The following is a 14,648-nucleotide window of genomic DNA, read 5'->3' on the forward strand; positions in this document are numbered from 1 at the left end:
CCCGGGGGGGTGCCCGCCGGCGGGGCGGGCCCGGGGGGGGGTGGCCGGGGGGCGGCTTCGCGGTTTCGACTAGCCCAGCTGGTGCGTCCAGCCGTGGACGTCCTCGGCCTTGCCCGTCTGGATGGCGAGAAGCGCCTCGCGGAGCTTCATGGTGACCGCACCCGGCTGCCCGCCCGACTGCTGCCACTCGCCGCGCGCCGCCTTCACCGTGCCGACGGGGGTGATGACCGCCGCCGTACCGCAGGCGAAGACCTCCTTGAGCGAGCCGTTCTCCGTGTCGGCCTTCCACTGGTCGATGGAGATCCGCCCCTCCTCGGACCGGTAGCCGAGGTCCTCGGCGAGCCGGAGCAGCGAGTCACGGGTGATACCGGCGAGCAGGGAGCCGGTCAGCTCGGGGGTGACGATGCGGTCCTCGTACACGAAGTACAGGTTCATGCCGCCGAGCTCCTCGACCCACTTGTGCTCCACGGCGTCGAGGTAGGCGACCTGGTCGCAGCCCTTCTCCGCCGCCTCGGCCTGCGCGAGGAGGGAGGCCGCGTAGTTGCCGCCCGTCTTGGCGTCGCCCATGCCGCCGGGGACGGCGCGGACGCGGTCCTCGGAGAGCCAGATGGAGACGGGCTTCACGCCACCGGGGAAGTACGGACCGGCGGGCGAGGCGATGACGACGAAGAGGTACTCGTTCGCCGGCCGCACGCCCAGGCCGACCTCGGTCGCGATCATGAACGGGCGCAGGTAGAGGGACTCCTCGCCGCCGTGCGCCGGGACCCATGCCTTGTCCTGCTGGACGAGGACGTCGCACGCCTCGATGAACGTCTCGACGGGCAGCTCCGGCATCGCGAGACGGTGCGCGGAGGCCTGGAAGCGCCGGGCGTTGGCGTCGGGGCGGAAGGTGGCGACGGTGCCGTCGGGACGGCGGTACGCCTTGAGGCCCTCGAAGATCTCCTGCGCGTAGTGCAGGACGTTCGTGGCCGGGTCGAGGGAGAGCGGGCCGTACGGCACCAGCTGACCGTCGTGCCAGCCCCGGCCCTCGGTCCACCGGATGGTCACCATGTGGTCGGTGAAGTGGCGGCCGAATCCCGGGTTGGCCAGGATCGCCTCGCGCTCCGCGTCCGACAGCGGGCTGGAGGAGGGCTTGAGCTCGATCGTGGGCGTCGTCATGAGTGCTAGTCCTTCACCGGTTGTGTGTGACGGACCGCGCTCACGCCGCTCTCAGTGCTCTGCTAGGACGTCCGAGCTTTCCCGCATGCCGCGGCCCCACGTTCGATTATCGCCCGTGGGTGGCGGTGCACGGAAACGGCGTGCATGCGATCCATGAGTTGATGGTGGCACCCCACGGCCGCATAGGTACAGCCGCCGGGTGCTTGTGCGACCCGGCGGCTGTGTGACGTCAGTCGACGGGTCAGCTCGCCACGCGTACCGCGAGCGCGTCGCCGATCTCGTCCGTCGTGCGGACGGAGTCGCCGCGCTCGGTCAGGTCGGCGGCGACGGCGGCCTCGATGCGGGCGGCCTCGGTCTCGTGGCCGAGGTGGCGCAGCAGGAGCGCGACGGAGAGCACGGTGGCCGTCGGGTCGGCCTTGCCCTGGCCCGCGATGTCCGGCGCGGAGCCGTGGACCGGCTCGAACATGGACGGGAACTCGCCGCTCGGGTTGATGTTGCCGGAGGCGGCGACGCCGATGCCGCCGGAGACGGCCGCGGCGAGGTCCGTGATGATGTCGCCGAAGAGGTTGTCGGTGACGATCACGTCGAACCGCTCGGGCTGCGTGACGAGGAAGATCGTCGCCGCGTCCACGTGCAGGTAGTCCGTGGTGACCTCGGGGAACTCCTCGGCCACCTTGTTGAAGACGTTGGTCCAGAGGTGACCCGCGTACGCCAGGACGTTGTTCTTGTGGACCAGCGTCAGCTTCTTGCGCGGGCGGGCCTGGGCGCGGGCGAAGGCGTCACGGACGACGCGCTCGACACCGAACGCCGTGTTGACGGAGACCTCGGTGGCGACCTCGTGCGGGGTGCCGGTACGGATCGAGCCGCCGTTGCCGGTGTACGGGCCTTCGGTGCCCTCGCGGACCACGATGAAGTCGATCTCGGGCTGGCCCTTGAGCGGGGTCGACACGCCGGGGAGCAGCTTCGAGGGACGCAGGTTGACGTGGTGGTCGAAGAGGAAGCGGAGCTTCAGCAGGAAGCCGCGCTCCAGCACGCCGGAGGGGACCGACGGGTCGCCGATCGCGCCGAGCAGGATGGCGTCGTGCTGCTTGAGGGCCTCGGCGTCCGCGTCGGTGAGGGTCTCACCGGTCGCGTGGTAGCGCTTGGCGCCGAAGTCGTACTCCTTCGTCTCCAGCTTCACGTCCTGCGGAAGCGCGGCGGCGAGGACCTTGAGGCCCTGTGCCACGACCTCCTGGCCGATGCCGTCGCCGGGAATGACTGCGAGATCGATGCTGTGAGACATGTCGGCACCCTACTCCTCGTCCCAGCGTCTGACACTCGTTGTCCACCATGCGGACGGTCGTGAATTCTTTGGGTTTCGTTCATCCGACGTCTGGTGCGGGGCCGGAACGCTCGACGCGAACGACGTGTCGTACGAGATCCCGGCCGACAAGGGCTACACGGAGGGCCGCCAGACGGCCTGGCTCGACCGGCGGCTCGGCGAGGTGGGCAGGCCGGTGCCGATCAGCGGGACCACGGACCCGACGCGCGACGGCATCGTGTACGTGACGGCGGGCGCGTCGCCGGTCCTGAAGGTCTCCGCGCTCGCCGAGAGCGGCGAACGCATCGACCACTTCGAGATCCGGCGCACGGCCTGACGGCCGGTTCGCCACCTGGGCCGTGGCGGCGCGACGCGGACACGGCCCGGCGCGGGCAGCGCCGGTCGGGCTCTAGTGACCGGTGGCGCCGCCGTTGTCGCGGCGGTCGAGGGCGCGCTGGAGCGCGGCGGCGGCGTTCTTGCGGGCGTCGTCGGCGCTGGGGCGGGCGACGGAGTGGCGGACACGGCGGGCGGTCTCAGCGGCCATGGGGGATCGACTCCTTGAGATCAGTGGTGATCCGAGATCGGAGATCAGTGGTGATCGAAGGCGCCGGAAGGGGCGGGGAGCGCCGCCGCAGGGGTTGCCTGCACAGGGGCATCGCGCTCTCGACCGCCATTCGCTGATGAAGCGAGACGTTCGGCTCCTACAAAGCTAGGACAGGCGGCCGCATCTGTCTCCACAATTACTCGGACTTCCTACTATCTGAGACGGTGATCGACTCACCCCGGCTGCCGCACCGCCCTCAGCTCACGGATCAGCGCCCGCACGGCGAGCGATTTCACCAGCTCAGGGGTGGTGACATAGCCCACCGACCGCGTCGGGCGATCCGGACCGAGATCGGTGATCTGCACCGAGGGCGGTGCTCCGATCAGGGAGAGTTCCGGCATCACGGCCATGCCGAAACCACTGCTCACCATCGAGAGCACCGCTCCGTCGTCCTCGGCCTCGACGGTCGCCGCCGGCAGCCAGTCCTGCTCCGCCCACCACTGCCGGGTGTACGAGGTGCAGTTCTCCGTCCAGTCCACGAGCGGCAGAGAGCGCGGCGCGGCATGACCGGCCGGGTGCACCAGCGCGTACCCCTCCTCGACCAGCACGCCCCCGACGAGCCGCGGCGGCACGGGCGACGTCGTCCCGATCGTCGCGATGCCGAGGTCGGCCCGCCCCTCCAGGACTTCGCCCGCGGTCCCGGGCCCCACCTCCCGTACGATCCGCACCTCCGGGACGATCTCCGGGTGGCGGGCCGTCAGTCGCTCCAGGGCGCGCGGCAGCAGGTGCAGTGCGGCGCTGCGGAAGGCGGCGATCCGCAGCGGCCCGGCGGCCGTGCCCGTCTCGGCACCCCGCACCTCCGCTCCCATCACCTCCAGGAGCCTCAGCACCTGCCGCGCATGGGCGAGGGCCCGCTGCCCGGCGGCTGTGGGGGTGGCCCCGGACCGCCCGCGGCCGAAGAGGACGGCGCCGAGCTTGCGTTCGCTGGTCCGCACCGAGTGCGAGACGGCGGACTGCGTCAAGCCGAGCACGACGGCCGCGGCCGAGAAGCCGCCCTCGCTCCCGACGGCGAGCAGGACGCGCAGTTCATGCGGCGCGAGGTCGGTCATCAGGGCTCCCACCTCGGAGTATGAGGAACTTCGATGGATCGGTGCGATCCATCGAAGCAACCTACTGCCCAACCGTGGGATTCCTTCCTACGGTCTCCCCCATGACGCACGAGACCATGATCACCGTCCAGCAGACCGCCCGCCCCGACGGCTTCCCCACCCCCGCCCACTTCGCCTTCGTCGAGACCCCCGTCCCGGACCCGGCACCCGGCACCGCGCTGGTCGAGAACCTGCTCTGGTCCGTGGACCCGTACCACCGCGAGGCGATGGACGGGGACTTCCTGTGGACCCTCGACTCCCCCATGGAGGGCCGCACCCTCGGCCGGGTCGTGGACTCGCGCACCCCCGGCCTCTCCCCCGGCGACCTGGTCCAGCACCGCAGGGGCTGGCGCACGCACTCCGTCGTCGCGCCGGACGAGGTGCGCCCCGTGCCGGACTTCGCCGGCGTTCCCCTCTCCGCGCATCTGAGCGTGCTCGGCGGTACGGGCCTGTCGGCGTACGTCGGACTGACCCGGATCGCGCGGCTCCAGCCGGGGGAGGACCTGTTCGTCTCGGCCGCGGCCGGCGGGGTCGGCACGGCGGCCGGCCGCTTCGCCCGCCTCCTGGGCGCCGGACGACTCGTCGGCAGCGCGGGCTCGGCGCGGAAGGTCGCGCACCTCACCGAACGGGTCGGCTTCGACGCGGCCTTCGACTATCACGAAGGGCCGGTCTCCGCGCTGCTGGCGAAGGCGGCGCCGGACGGCCTGGACGCCGTGCTCGACGGGGTGGGCGGGGACCATCTGGAGGCGTCGATCGCGGCGCTGCGGGAGCACGGCCGGATCGCCTGGGTCGGCGCGGTCGCGCAGTACCACTCGCTCTCCGCTCCCCCGCCCGCCCCGCGCAACCTCTTCGACCTGGTGGAGAAGAGCATCCGCCTCGAAGGGTTCCTGGTCAGCAACCACACGGACGCGCAGGAGGAGTTGTACGACTTCGCTGTGCCGCATCTGCGGAGCGGGCGGCTGCCGCTGGACGTGACCGTGGTGGAGGGCTTCGAGCACATCGTGGACGCGTTCCTCGGGATGCTGCGCGGCGAGAACATCGGCAAGATGCTGGTGTCCCGATCCAACTAGCCACGCCAGCTAGGTTGCATTCCTATCTAGCTGGTGCTGAAATACAGCCATGGCCGCAGACCGCAGATCAAGTTGGCTCAAGGGCGTCCTGGACCTCCTCGTCCTCTCCTGCCTCACGGAGGACGAGAGTTACGGGTACGAGATCTCCAAGGCCCTCGCCGAGGCGGGGCTTGGGGAGATCAAGGGCGGGACGCTCTATCCCGTACTGAACCGGCTGGAGGAAGCCGGGTTGGTGGAGGCCGAGTTCCGCGCCGCCGAGCGGGGGCCGGGGCGCCGCTACTACCGGCTCACCGCGCAGGGCCGGAGCCACCTCACAGCCGAGAGCGGGGCGTGGCTGACCTTCCACACCGCCGTACAGACCATGCTGAAGACCGGGGGAACACGATGAACACCGAGCCGAGCACGTACTTCGACACGCTGACCGCCGCGCTGCGGGAGGCCGGCGTTCCGGCGGAGCAGATCGCCGCCACCGTCGCCGAACTGCGCGGACACCTCGCCGAGACGGACTCCTCGCCGGAGGAGGAGTTCGGTGCGGCCGAGGACTTCGCGGCGCGACTGGGCGGTACGGCGCCGGTGGCGGCGGAGCCCGCCGGGCAGGCCGAGACCTGGCTGTGGACGGCCGACATCTACAGCGACCGGCGGCTGCTCGCACTCCACGGCGACCAGGGCTGGGAGGTCGAGGGGCTCGACACGCTCGGCCGGTTCATGTGCCGCCGGGTGCCCGGCGCCGCCCTGCGCTGGGAGTACCGCCGTGAGCTGATCAGCGGGAAGCGGCGCGACGAGGTCCTCGACCGGCTGACGCCGGAGGGCTGGGAGATGTGCGGGGAGTGGATGGTCTTCGCGTACTTCAAGCGGCCGAAGGCGGCGAGCGAAGGACCGGCCGCGGCCCTCGACACGCTGCCCGAGCGGCCCGGCCGGTGGCTCTTCCTCAGCCGGAAGGGCAAGGTGCTGCTGACGGTCTGGATACTGCTGGTCATCGGCGTGGTCGGAGTGACCCTCGTCGACGTCTTCGACATGCCGGCCTACACGACACCCTTCGTCGCGCTGTTCGGCGCGACGGGCGCGCTGATCGGCCTGAAGCGGGACGCGGCCAAGGGCTGCCAGGGCTGAGCCCTCCGCATGCTCAGAGCACGTCGCCGTCGCGCCAGTCGAAGAGCAGCGCGGCGGCGGGGTCCGGCAGCGTTCCGCCGGCTGCCGGACGCAGATAGGTGGACCCTTCCTCGTCCGGAAGGCGGACGATCCCCTCGGGGCCGATCACCTCGATGCGCCCCTGCCACGACTCCCAGCCGCGCGCCCGGTAGAGCGCGGCCCCCTCGTCGGAGGCGGACAGCGCCCCGAAGGCGTACGCCCCGTCGATCACCCGCTCCAGTTCGTCCATGACGAGCCCGCCGAGCCCCTGCCGGCGCCGGTCGTGACGCACGGCCACACCCTCGACGTATCCGACGCGGTACGAACGCCCGTCGTGGAGCACGCGCCGCATGATCACGCTGCCGTGGGCGGCGATCCCGCGCGCGTCCTCGATCCAGGCGTGGATGCCCCCGAGGGTGTGATCCCAGTCCTCGTCGGAGAAGTCGCCGTCGAACGCGGTGTCGAGCATGTCCTTGATCGAGCGGAGGCGCTCGGGCCCGAGTTCATGGGTGGCGGCGGTGGTCACGTTCACCCCCCAAGTCTCCCCCTCGCCACGGCTAACCATCAAAGGATTATTGACAGGTTAGAACCGATGCTGATTCACTCTCATCGTCAACCAGTCAGAGTGCGTTGAGGGGTTAGAGATGATGTCTCCTGTGCAGCCGGTCCACCACCGCACCGTCACCGTCCGCGGCCACGAGATCCACTACCGGGAGGCGGGCCCCGCGGACGCCCCGGTCCTGCTTCTGCTGCACGGCTTCCCCACCAGCTCGCACATGTTCCGCGACCTGATGCCGCTCCTCGCCGATCGGTTTCGGCTGATCGCCCCGGACCACATCGGCTTCGGCCGCAGCGCCGCGCCGTCGGCCCAGGAGTTCGACTACACCTTCGCCGAACTGGCCGCCGTCACGGCGGAGTTCACGGAGACGCTCGGCCTGGACCGGTTCGCCCTCTACATCCAGGACTACGGCGCCCCCATCGGCCTGCGCCTGGCCCTCGCCCACCCCGAGCGGATCACCGCGATCGTCACCCAGAACGGCAACGCCTACGAGGAGGGCCTCGGGGCCGACGCCTGGGCGCCCGTCCTCGCGATGATCGCCGACCGCACACCGCAGACCGAGGAGCCGGTGCGCGGCATCCGCTCCCTCGAGGGCATCACATGGCAGTACGAGACGGGCGTCCCCGCCGAGTTCCGCGATCTCCTCAGCCCGGACGCCTGGCACCACGACGCCGCCCTGATGGCCCGGGAGGGCCAGGACGACATCCAGCTGGACCTCATCGGCGACTACGGCTCCAACTTCGAGCTCTACCCCGCCTTCCACGACTACTTCCGCACGACCCAGGTCCCCCTGCTCGCCGTCTGGGGCGAGGGCGACGAGGTCTTCGTCCCGGCGGGCGCCAAGGCCTTCGGCCGCGACCTCCCCGACGCGGAGATCCGCCTCCTGCCGACGGGCCACTTCGCCCTGGAGACGCACGCGCCGGCGATCGCCTCGCTGATCGGCGACTTCCTCGCGCGGCGCGTCCTTCTCAGGCCGTAGCCTTCTCCAGGTCGCGGGCCATGCGCTCCACCCAGTCGGTGAGGCCCTCCCGATGGTGGGCGTCCCCGCTCAGGGCCGCGACCTGCGCGTCCGTGAACCGGTCGGATCCCGCCTCGGTCAGCAGCCGGTGCAGCTCCTTCATCAGGGACGTCATCCGCAGCGCGTCGAGGTGCTCGATCGCGTCGACCCCGTGCCCGGGGCCGATGGTCGTCGAACCAGGCATGGCGTACCTCCTCATCGAGCCCCCTCCCAGCAGCGTAAGCCCAGCGCATGAGAACCGCCCCCGTCCTGGGTTGGGGGACCCAGGAGGGGGGCGGTGTCGGGGGCGGGCCTCAGGATGGCCCGGGGGGCGTCAGCCCATGTGGGGGTAGCCGTACTCGGTCGGCGGGACCAGGGTCTCCTTGATCGCGCGGGTCAGCGTCCAGCGCATCAGGTTCTGCGGCGCGCCGGCCTTGTCGTTCGTGCCGGAGGCGCGGCCGCCGCCGAAGGGCTGCTGGCCGACGACGGCGCCGGTCGACTTGTCGTTGATGTAGAAGTTGCCCGCGGCGAAGCGGAGCTTCTCCATCGTGTACGCCGTGGCGGCGCGGTCGCCGGAGATGACCGAGCCGGTCAGCGCGTAGTCCGAGGCCGACTCCATCTGGGTCAGCATCTCGTCGTACGCGTCGTCCTCGTAGACGTGGATCGCGAGGATCGGGCCGAAGTACTCGGTCGTGAAGACCTCGTTCGCCGGGTCGGAGCACTCGATGACGGTCGGACGGACGAAGTAGCCCTCCGAGTCGTCGTAGGTGCCGCCGGCCACGATCGTGCAGGTCTCGTCGGCCTTCGCGCGGTCGATCGCGGCCTTGTTCTTGGCGAACGAACGCTCGTCGATCACGGCGCCGATGAAGTTCGTCAGATCGGTGACGTCACCCATCTTGATGCCGTCGACCTCGGCCGCGAACTCCTCCTTGAAGCCCGAGTTCCAGATGGAGGCCGGGACGTACGCACGCGAGGACGCGGAGCACTTCTGGCCCTGGAACTCGAAGGAGCCGCGGGTCAGCGCGGTCTTCAGGATCGCGCGGTCGGCGCTCGGGTGGGCGACGACGAAGTCCTTGCCGCCGGTCTCGCCGACGATCCGCGGGTAGGAGCGGTACGACTCGATGTTGTTGCCGACCGTCTTCCACAGGTGCTGGAAGGTCTTGGTCGAGCCGGTGAAGTGGATGCCGGCCAGGTCGCGGTGGTTCAGGGCCACCTCGGAGACGGCGATGCCGTCGCCCGTCACCAGGTTGATGACGCCCTTGGGCAGGCCGGCCTCCTCCAGGAGCTCCATGAGGAGCACGGCGGAGTGGGTCTGGGTCGGGGACGGCTTCCAGACCACCACGTTGCCCATGAGGGCGGGGGCGGTGGGCAGGTTGCCCGCGATGGCCGTGAAGTTGAACGGCGTGATCGCGTAGATGAAGCCCTCCAGCGGGCGGTGGTCCAGTCGGTTCCACACACCCGGGGAGTTCGCCGGCGGCTGCTCGGCCAGGATCTGGCGGGCGTAGGCCACGTTGAAGCGCCAGAAGTCGACGAGCTCGCACGGGGTGTCGATCTCGGCCTGCTGGGCGGTCTTGGACTGGCCCAGCATGGTGGAGGCGGCCAGCGTCTCGCGCCACGGGCCGGACAGCAGCTCGGCGGCGCGCAGGATGATCGCGGCGCGGTCGTCGAAGGACATCGCGCGCCAGGCCGGGGCGGCGGCCAGGGCGGCGTCGATGGCGTCCTGGGCGTCCTGCTGGGTGGCACCGGCGAAGGTGCCGATGACGGCCTTGTGGTTGTGCGGCTGCACGACGTCGACGCGCTCGCCGCCGCCCATGCGCTTCACACCGTTGATCGTCATCGGGAGGTCGCGCGGGTTCTCGGCCAGCTCCTTGAGCTTGGACTCGAGACGGGCACGCTCGGGGGAACCGGGGGCGTAGCTGTGCACCGGCTCGTTGACCGGAGCGGGGACCTGGGTTACAGCGTCCATGAGTCTCGTAACTCCTTTTGAGGGGTGGGCTCAGCCCTTGGTGAGGATGGAGCGGGCGAAGAAGAGGAGGTTGGCCGGCTTCTCCGCGAGGCGGCGCATGAAGTAGCCGTACCAGTCCGTGCCGTAGGCCGTGTAGACGCGCATCCGGTGGCCCTCGGCGGCGAGACGGTTCTGCTCCTCGCTGCGGATGCCGTACAGCATCTGGAACTCGTACTCGTCCAGCTTGCGCCCGGCACGGCGGGCGAGCTCCTGGCCGATGGAGATCAGCCGCGGGTCGTGGGAGCCGATCATCGGGTAGCCCTCCCCCTCCATCAGGATCTTCATGATCCGGACGTAGGCCTTGTCGATCTCGGCCTTGTCCTGGACGGCGACGGAGGCGGGCTCCTTGTAGGCGCCCTTCACGATCCGGACGCGGGAGCCGTTGGCGGCGAGGCGCCGGGCGTCGTCCTCGGTGCGGAAGAGGTACGCCTGGATGACGCAGCCGGTCTGCGGGAAGTCCTTCCGCAGCTCCTCGTGGATGGCGAACATCGAGTCGAGGGTGGTGTGGTCCTCGGCGTCCAGGGTGACCGTGGTGCCGATCTCGGCGGCGGCCTCGACGACGGGGCGGACGTTGGCGAGGGCGAGCTCGTGTCCGCCGTCCAGCGCCTGGCCGAACATCGAGAGCTTGACGGACATCTCGGCGCGCTCGCCGAGGCCCAGCTCCTTGAGCCGGCCGATGAGCTCCAGGTAGGCGTCACGGGCGGCGTAGGACTGCTCGACGGTGGTGATGTCCTCACCGACGACGTCGAGGGTGACCTCCAGGCCGCGGCCGGTGATGTCCTCGACGATCGGGATGACGTGCTCGACGGTCTCGCCGGCGATGAACCGGTCGACGACCTGCTTGGTCCCGGGGGCGGCCGACACGAAACGGCGCATCTTGTCGCTGCGCGACGCGGCGAGGATCACGGGACCCAGCACGGGGACCTCCAGAAGGGCAGGGTGACGAAGGGTGCCTACCCGATCTTTCGTAAGGAATCGGGAACAGCACGGAGAACCACCGTGAAACCTAAGGATCGCTCCGATCCTCTGCCATCGACAGCTGTCACGCATCCGTGGGCGGCATCTCATACATATGTCTGAGAGGGTGCGAGAATGGCGCCGTGAAGGGCGACTACCAAGAACTGGTCGACGAGATCTCGGCGCTGCTCGGCGCCCCGGCGACCCTGGAGAACCGCGATTTCGGGCTGATCGCCTTCGGGGCCCACGACAGCGACGACGACAGCGCCATGGACCCGGTCCGCACCCGCTCGATCCTGACGAGAAAGTCGACGCCCGCCGTCCGCGCCTGGTTCGAGGGCTTCGGCATCACCCGGGCGACGGGCCCGGTCCGTATCCCGGCCGCGCCGGACGCCGGGGTGTTCCGGGACCGGATCTGCCTTCCCGTGCGGCATCGGGGCGTCGTCCTCGGGTACGTCTGGCTGCTGGACGCCGAGCCGCATCCCACGCCCGCCCAGCTCACGGCGGCCATGGAGGTCGCGGCGCGGATCGGCGGCCTTCTCGCGGACGAGGAGCGGGCGGGATCGGACCTGTCCCGGGAGCTGAGGGCCGCGCTGACCGCGGAACGGGGCTGGCAGTACGACATGGCGCTCGCCGCACTGCGCACGGCTCTGGGACCGGACGCCGAGGGGCTGCATGCGGTGGTGGCCGTGACCCCGTGGCCGGGCGAGGACAGCCCTTCGGCACGCACGGTCCCGGCCGCGGCGGCGCTCTGCACGGTGCCGTGGCAGGGCCCCGCGGCGGACGCGGTGACGGCGAGCGGGGAGGGCGCGGTCGGGCAGGCGCTCGCGGTGCTCGTACGCCTGCGGGCGGCGGACAACCTCGCGCCGGCCGCGGCGGCGGCGGGGCGACTGCGGGACGCGGCGGGCAGGGGGACCGGGGCGGGGACGGACGCGACGGCCGGCACGGCGCGAGGAAGCGCGACGGCCAAGGCGGGGACCGGCACCGAGGCCGTCGCGGGGATCGCGCTCCCGCGCCGTGGTCTCGCCGACCTGGACACCGCCTGGCGCGAGGCCGCCGCGGCCGCCCGGGCGGCGACCGCCCAGCCGGGGCTCGGCCCCCTCGCCGAGTGGTCGGCCATCGGCCCGTACCGTCTGCTCACCGCCCTCCCCCGGACCGCCCCCGACCCGGCCGTCCAGGCCCTGCTCTCTCCCTCCCACACCGAACTGGCCCGCACCGCCGAGGTGTTCCTCGACCACGCGGGCCAGGCGGGGCGCACCGCGACGGCCCTCGGCATCCACCGCCAGACCCTCTACTACCGCCTCTCCCGCGTGGAACAGCTGACCGGCCTCGACCTGGACGCGGGCGAGGACCGCCTGCTGCTGCACATGGCGCTCAAGGCTGCCCGGCTCTGAACACGGGACACCCCGGACCGGTTTATAGGATCTCCCCATGAACACGGGGAGTTGGGCGGCGCCGACGTACACCGAGCAGCTGCTGTACGAGGCACGCGAGGACCGGGCGGCCGTTCTGGACGCCCTCGGGCGGACTCGCCTCTACGTACTCCTCGCGCGGCTGCACGCCGACGCGCCCGGCTACACCCCGCCCCTCCCCAGCCGCCGCGACAAGGCCACCCGGCGCACCGTCGTCCCGGTGCTGACCGAGGGCATGCTGCCGCCATGGCACCCGGACTGGGTGTTCAAGCAGACCACCCTCGCCAGGCTCGCCGCCGCCTGGCCGCACGACAGGTGGTGGCTCACCGTCAATCCGGACACCCCGTGCGCGGTCGCCCTGCCCGCCAAGCCCTCGGATCGGCGGGCCTGGCAGGAGGCCGGCGCGCACGGCGGCGGACCCGCCCGGCTGCGCCTGCTCACCCACGCCGGAGAGCATCTGCACGGGCCGGTCGCGCACGCCCTCGCGCTCGGCGCGCACCTCGCCGTGCTCAACGGCCTGGTGTGGAACCGGCTCGGCGCCCAGTACGAGGACTACCCCACCGACGTCTCCCGGCTGCGCCGCCCCTGGGCCGTCCACCACCGCGCGGACTTCCGGGACAAGTTGCGGACCCTGATCGCCACCCGGCTCGTCGGCCGGGTCCCCGAGTCCGTCCTGGAGATGCGGCGCCGCCTCACCGCGCGGTTGCGCCACACGCCCAGCGAGTCGCAGTGGACGTCGATGGTCACCGTCACGTTCGAGCGGAACGACGCCTCCGGCGAGGAGCTGGCCGAGGCCCTGGAGTCCGTGCGCCGGATCACCCACTACGAGGAGCGGTTCCGCGTCGACGGCCTCCTCCCGCCGGACGGGCGGGTCGACACCCTCGCCGCCTTCGACCACGGCCGCGCCGTGAACGTCGTACGGCTGGCGCTCGGCGCCCGTTACTGCGATCCCCAGGAGGCGGAGCAGTCCCTGCTCCAGATCCTCGAACCCGCCCGGCGGGCGTACGGCTCCTGGGCCGAGTTCTCGCTCGGCTACCTGCTGGCCCGCCTGATCCACTTCGACGAGGGCGACCCCGAACCGCTGTACCAGGAATCCCTGACCATCCACCGCGCGCTCACGCAGGACCCGTCGAGCCCCTACCGGAACATCGCGTGGTCATGAGCCCCTCCCGCCCGCCCGCTCCCCAGGGCGCCCCCTGGATCCCGCCGTCCGAGACCGAGCAGCTGCTGTACGAGGCGGGGCTGCGCGGCGACGTCGCCGAGCAGATCCGTGTCCTCGCCGATGCCGAGCTCTTCATCGGCGCCCCCAAGGCCGACGTGGACGCCCGCCCGGACAATGTCTACTGGCCGCCCCAGCAGGCGGGGAAGGGCCTCCTCGTCCGGCCGGTCCTCACCCGCGGGATGCTGCCGCCCTGGCATCCGGAGTGGGTGTTCCACCAGGTCACCCTGCGGTGGGTGGCCGAGTTCAGCTGGCGCGACCCGCGACTGCTCCTCGCGGTCAACGGCGGCACCCCCGGTCAGCTGCTGCTGCCCACCACGCCCGAGCACCGCGCGGGGTGGCTGCGGGTGTACGCCGAGAAGGAGCGGGGTGCGGGCGACCGGTTCGTCGCCCTGCGCCACGGTCCCCTGCACGGTCCGCTCGCCTTCGGCCTCGCCTGCGGCGCCCATCTGGCGTTCGGCAACGGCGTCCCGTGGAACGACGTCGGCTCGGTCTACATGGGGTACACCCACGAGCTCGACACGCTCCGCGACTCCTGGGACATCACCGGCCACGACGGCTGGCGCAAGGAGTTGGACGCGCTGCTCGACGGGCGCAACAGCCCGCCGGAACCGGACTTCGCCCTCCGGATCCGTGAGGAGCTGCGGGTCGCCCGCGGTGCGGTCCCCTCGCCGGACGAGTGGCGGGAGACGGCCGCCGGACACGCGCAGGACCTGGGCGCGAGCCCGGTGACGGTGCGGCGCATCGAGGAGTTGGTGCGCCGCATCGTCCGGTACGAGGCCCGGTTCCGGGCCGACGGGCTGCTGCCCCCGGACGGGCGGGTACGGAAGACGGTCGCGTACGACTACGGCCGGGCGGTGAACCTGGCCCGCTGGGGGCTCTCGGCCCGCTTCTGCGCGCCCCCGGAGGCCGAACAGGCGATCGTCCACGCGGGCGCGCTGGCCCGGTCGGCCTACGGTTCCTGGCAGGAGTACTCGACCGGGTACGCGCTGGGGCGGGTGCTGCGCTTCGACGGGGAGGAGTACGGCCCGTTCCACGAGCAGAACGTGGACGCCCACCGGGTCCTGACGGAACACGAGGGCAGCCCCTGGCTGAACCTTCCGTGGCGCTGAGACCCGGCGCCGCGGCTCGTGCCACGTGCGCACCGGACG

15 protein-coding genes and 1 pseudogene are annotated in these 14,648 nt (G+C 71.4%); 8 read left to right on the forward strand and 8 right to left on the reverse strand.

The genetic code is table 11. The features are described from left to right. Positions 1-69: 69 nt before the first annotated feature. Entirely contained in the window at positions 70-1,158 is a 1,089-nt protein-coding gene (locus ACFVZW_RS17060; RefSeq protein WP_384521958.1) for a branched-chain amino acid aminotransferase, read from the reverse strand. Positions 1,159-1,399: 241 nt separating this feature from the next. Next, positions 1,400-2,440 carry a 3-isopropylmalate dehydrogenase gene (locus tag ACFVZW_RS17065; protein WP_384521960.1) on the reverse strand — a complete coding sequence of 347 codons (1,041 nt, stop codon included), beginning with the start codon at positions 2,438-2,440 and terminating at the stop codon, positions 1,400-1,402. 97 nt (positions 2,441-2,537) lie between these two features. Here ACFVZW_RS17065 and ACFVZW_RS17070 point away from each other — a divergent pair. Next, positions 2,538-2,795, forward strand: a pseudogene (locus tag ACFVZW_RS17070) (hypothetical protein); the annotation flags it as partial. Positions 2,796-2,867: 72 nt separating this feature from the next. Here ACFVZW_RS17070 and ACFVZW_RS17075 read toward each other — a convergent pair. Both ACFVZW_RS17075 and ACFVZW_RS17080 read right to left on the reverse strand, forming a co-directional pair. Continuing rightward, positions 2,868-3,002 (reverse strand): hypothetical protein, encoded by a 135-nt coding sequence (locus tag ACFVZW_RS17075; RefSeq protein ID WP_329115549.1) that lies wholly within the window; start codon positions 3,000-3,002, stop codon positions 2,868-2,870. 233 nt (positions 3,003-3,235) lie between these two features. Further along, complete coding sequence (locus ACFVZW_RS17080; RefSeq protein WP_384521962.1) at positions 3,236-4,111, reverse strand: LysR family transcriptional regulator; 876 nt, start codon at positions 4,109-4,111, stop codon at positions 3,236-3,238. A gap of 101 nt (positions 4,112-4,212) precedes the next feature. On the opposite strand from ACFVZW_RS17080, the gene ACFVZW_RS17085 reads away from it, so the two are divergent. The 3 genes from ACFVZW_RS17085 to ACFVZW_RS17095 are packed head-to-tail and all read left to right on the forward strand — an operon-like array spanning position 4,213 to position 6,330. Next, positions 4,213-5,220, forward strand: coding sequence for a zinc-binding dehydrogenase (locus ACFVZW_RS17085; RefSeq protein WP_384521964.1), 1,008 nt, complete (start codon positions 4,213-4,215; stop codon positions 5,218-5,220). A gap of 49 nt (positions 5,221-5,269) precedes the next feature. Next, positions 5,270-5,608, forward strand: coding sequence for a PadR family transcriptional regulator (locus ACFVZW_RS17090; RefSeq protein WP_384521966.1), 339 nt, complete (start codon positions 5,270-5,272; stop codon positions 5,606-5,608). Continuing rightward, positions 5,605-6,330 carry a hypothetical protein gene (locus ACFVZW_RS17095; RefSeq protein WP_384521968.1) on the forward strand — a complete coding sequence of 242 codons (726 nt, stop codon included), beginning with the start codon at positions 5,605-5,607 and terminating at the stop codon, positions 6,328-6,330. Before ACFVZW_RS17090 ends, ACFVZW_RS17095 begins: the two co-directional genes overlap by 4 nt. A 13-nt stretch (positions 6,331-6,343) precedes the next feature. Here ACFVZW_RS17095 and ACFVZW_RS17100 read toward each other — a convergent pair whose 3' ends face one another. Then, on the reverse strand, positions 6,344-6,913 hold the full coding sequence (locus tag ACFVZW_RS17100; RefSeq protein WP_384521970.1) for a GNAT family N-acetyltransferase: 570 nt from the start codon (positions 6,911-6,913) through the stop codon (positions 6,344-6,346). 82 nt (positions 6,914-6,995) lie between these two features. Here ACFVZW_RS17100 and ACFVZW_RS17105 point away from each other — a divergent pair, with 82 nt between their 5' ends. Beyond that, positions 6,996-7,886, forward strand: coding sequence for an alpha/beta fold hydrolase (locus tag ACFVZW_RS17105; RefSeq protein WP_384522060.1), 891 nt, complete (start codon positions 6,996-6,998; stop codon positions 7,884-7,886). On the opposite strand, the gene ACFVZW_RS17110 is transcribed toward ACFVZW_RS17105, so the two are convergent. The 3 genes from ACFVZW_RS17110 to ACFVZW_RS17120 form a co-directional block, all read right to left on the reverse strand. Continuing rightward, the gene (locus ACFVZW_RS17110) at positions 7,876-8,109 is read right to left on the reverse strand and encodes a hypothetical protein (protein ID WP_384521972.1); all 234 of its coding nucleotides are present in this window, start codon (positions 8,107-8,109) and stop codon (positions 7,876-7,878) included. The two genes, ACFVZW_RS17105 and ACFVZW_RS17110, sit on opposite strands and share 11 nt — an antisense overlap. 129 nt (positions 8,110-8,238) lie before the next feature. Further along, complete coding sequence (gene pruA / locus ACFVZW_RS17115) at positions 8,239-9,870, reverse strand: L-glutamate gamma-semialdehyde dehydrogenase (protein WP_384521974.1); 1,632 nt, start codon at positions 9,868-9,870, stop codon at positions 8,239-8,241. Positions 9,871-9,900: 30 nt separating this feature from the next. Next, positions 9,901-10,827 (reverse strand): proline dehydrogenase family protein, encoded by a 927-nt coding sequence (locus tag ACFVZW_RS17120; protein ID WP_384521976.1) that lies wholly within the window; start codon positions 10,825-10,827, stop codon positions 9,901-9,903. A gap of 182 nt (positions 10,828-11,009) precedes the next feature. Between ACFVZW_RS17120 and ACFVZW_RS17125 the strand changes: the two genes are divergently transcribed. The 3 genes from ACFVZW_RS17125 to ACFVZW_RS17135 are packed head-to-tail and all read left to right on the forward strand — an operon-like array spanning position 11,010 to position 14,609. Continuing rightward, positions 11,010-12,260 (forward strand): PucR family transcriptional regulator, encoded by a 1,251-nt coding sequence (locus tag ACFVZW_RS17125; RefSeq protein ID WP_384521978.1) that lies wholly within the window; start codon positions 11,010-11,012, stop codon positions 12,258-12,260. Positions 12,261-12,297: 37 nt separating this feature from the next. Next, on the forward strand, positions 12,298-13,440 hold the full coding sequence (locus ACFVZW_RS17130) for a DUF1266 domain-containing protein (RefSeq protein WP_384521980.1): 1,143 nt from the start codon (positions 12,298-12,300) through the stop codon (positions 13,438-13,440). Beyond that, a complete protein-coding gene (locus ACFVZW_RS17135) occupies positions 13,437-14,609 on the forward strand; it encodes a DUF1266 domain-containing protein (protein WP_384521982.1) in 1,173 nt (390 codons plus the stop codon). Before ACFVZW_RS17130 ends, ACFVZW_RS17135 begins: the two co-directional genes overlap by 4 nt. Positions 14,610-14,648: the final 39 nt, after the last annotated feature.

Source organism: Streptomyces sp. NPDC059567, from assembly GCF_042735655.1.
Lineage (GTDB): Bacteria > Actinomycetota > Actinomycetes > Streptomycetales > Streptomycetaceae > Streptomyces.

Coding starts and splice junctions, on each gene's coding strand:
- ACFVZW_RS17060 (WP_384521958.1), bottom strand. CDS start 1,158: ATGACGACGCCCACGATCGAGCTCAAGCCCTCCTCCAGCCCGCTGTCG.
- ACFVZW_RS17065 (WP_384521960.1), bottom strand. CDS start 2,440: ATGTCTCACAGCATCGATCTCGCAGTCATTCCCGGCGACGGCATCGGC.
- ACFVZW_RS17075 (WP_329115549.1), bottom strand. CDS start 3,002: ATGGCCGCTGAGACCGCCCGCCGTGTCCGCCACTCCGTCGCCCGCCCC.
- ACFVZW_RS17080 (WP_384521962.1), bottom strand. CDS start 4,111: ATGACCGACCTCGCGCCGCATGAACTGCGCGTCCTGCTCGCCGTCGGG.
- ACFVZW_RS17085 (WP_384521964.1), top strand. CDS start 4,213: ATGACGCACGAGACCATGATCACCGTCCAGCAGACCGCCCGCCCCGAC.
- ACFVZW_RS17090 (WP_384521966.1), top strand. CDS start 5,270: ATGGCCGCAGACCGCAGATCAAGTTGGCTCAAGGGCGTCCTGGACCTC.
- ACFVZW_RS17095 (WP_384521968.1), top strand. CDS start 5,605: ATGAACACCGAGCCGAGCACGTACTTCGACACGCTGACCGCCGCGCTG.
- ACFVZW_RS17100 (WP_384521970.1), bottom strand. CDS start 6,913: ATGGTTAGCCGTGGCGAGGGGGAGACTTGGGGGGTGAACGTGACCACC.
- ACFVZW_RS17105 (WP_384522060.1), top strand. CDS start 6,996: ATGTCTCCTGTGCAGCCGGTCCACCACCGCACCGTCACCGTCCGCGGC.
- ACFVZW_RS17110 (WP_384521972.1), bottom strand. CDS start 8,109: ATGCCTGGTTCGACGACCATCGGCCCCGGGCACGGGGTCGACGCGATC.
- pruA (WP_384521974.1), bottom strand. CDS start 9,870: ATGGACGCTGTAACCCAGGTCCCCGCTCCGGTCAACGAGCCGGTGCAC.
- ACFVZW_RS17130 (WP_384521980.1), top strand. CDS start 12,298: ATGAACACGGGGAGTTGGGCGGCGCCGACGTACACCGAGCAGCTGCTG.
- ACFVZW_RS17135 (WP_384521982.1), top strand. CDS start 13,437: ATGAGCCCCTCCCGCCCGCCCGCTCCCCAGGGCGCCCCCTGGATCCCG.